Here is a 1310-nt window from a genome sequence, read left to right on the forward strand (position 1 = left end):
GTAGTTCGATATATGTCTCACAGGTGAAGGTGATGGTCATGTCCCGTATGCAGCTCGCGCTCAATGTCGATGATCTCGATACCGCGATCGAGTTCTACTCCAAGCTGTTCAACACCACCCCGGCCAAACGCAAGCCGGGATACGCCAACTTCGCGATCGTCGAGCCGCCCCTGAAGCTGGTGCTGCTGGAGAATCCCGGCCAGGGCGGCACGATCAACCATCTCGGCGTCGAGGTCGAGTCGAGCGAGAAGGTGCACGCCGAGATCGCCCGGTTGTCCGGGGAGGGCCTGTTCACCCAGGAGGAGATCAACTCCACCTGCTGTTTCGCGACGCAGGACAAGGTGTGGGTGACCGGACCGGCGAAGGAGAAGTGGGAGGTCTACACCGTGCTCGCTGACTCTGAGACGTTCGGGACCAGCCCGAAACTGCTGGAACAGAACGCCGCCGCCGACGCCGCCGAGCAGGGTTCGGTGTGCTGCGGTGGCAGCGCCGCCGACCAGGCCGAGGCGCGCACAGCCTGCTGCTGACAGCCTCGGTTCGCGTTCTCGCCTACCCCGTGATGCGGTCGGCGAGAACGCGAATCCGGTTGGTGATGTCGTCGCGGATCAGGCGCATCCGCTCGACGCCGTCGATGCCTCGCGTCGAGGGTTCGTCGGTGTTCCACACCTCGAGGGCGACGCCGTCGGGTGGGGTGACCTCGGCGGTGCCGACCACCACCACAAGATCAGCGGCGCGCATCAGTTCGTCGGTGAGTTGCCGCGGCTCGTGTCCGGCGACATCAGCGCCGACTTCGGCGAGCACCTGGGCGGACAGTTCGTTGGCCTGACCGCCGATCTTCGCACTCGTTCCGGCCGAGGATGGGGTGATCCGGTCGGTGACCGTGGGCGTGAGATGTTCGGCCATCACGGATTTGCCGCGGTTGCTCACGCACACGAACAACACCTTCGGTGGTGTGCTCACTGGTGGACCTGCTGGTTAGCGGGGACCAGTTCGTCGAGCAGGTCCGCGACCAGTGCGCGGATCTGATCGCGGATCGGGCGGACCGCATCAATGCCTTGACCGGCCGGGTCGTCGAGGGCCCAATCGCGGTAGCTGACGCCTGGGAACACCGGGCACGCATCGCCACAGCCCATGGTGATCACGACGTCGGAGGATTCGACGGTGTCGGGGGTGAGGATCTTCGGTGACTGTGCCGAGATGTCGATACCGACTTCAGCCATCGCCTCGACAGCGGCGGGGTTGATCGAGTCGGCAGGTGCGGATCCGGCGGAGCGGACCTCGACGCTGTCCCGGCCGAGAGCGGTCAGGAA

At 65.3% G+C, this 1310-nt stretch carries 3 protein-coding genes; 1 reads left to right on the plus strand and 2 read right to left on the minus strand.

Going from position 1 to position 1310, the window contains the following annotated elements; all coding sequences use genetic code 11:
• Positions 1-38 precede the first annotated feature (38 nt).
• Complete coding sequence (locus BJF87_RS23690) at positions 39-527, plus strand: ArsI/CadI family heavy metal resistance metalloenzyme (RefSeq protein ID WP_187346540.1); 489 nt, start codon at positions 39-41, stop codon at positions 525-527.
• 22 nt (positions 528-549) lie between these two features.
• On the opposite strand, the gene BJF87_RS23695 is transcribed toward BJF87_RS23690, so the two are convergent.
• Together BJF87_RS23695 and BJF87_RS23700 are read right to left on the minus strand one after the other, a co-directional pair.
• Positions 550-960 carry a low molecular weight phosphatase family protein gene (locus BJF87_RS23695; protein ID WP_075864032.1) on the minus strand — a complete coding sequence of 137 codons (411 nt, stop codon included), beginning with the start codon at positions 958-960 and terminating at the stop codon, positions 550-552.
• Positions 957-1310, minus strand: a 354-nt coding sequence (locus BJF87_RS23700) for a heat-shock protein HtpX (RefSeq protein ID WP_075864033.1), incomplete at its 5' end; no start/stop codon positions are given. The genes BJF87_RS23695 and BJF87_RS23700, both read right to left, overlap by 4 nt.

Source organism: Gordonia sp. CNJ-863, from assembly GCF_001942325.1.
Classification (GTDB): Bacteria; Actinomycetota; Actinomycetes; order Mycobacteriales; family Mycobacteriaceae; genus Gordonia; species Gordonia alkanivorans.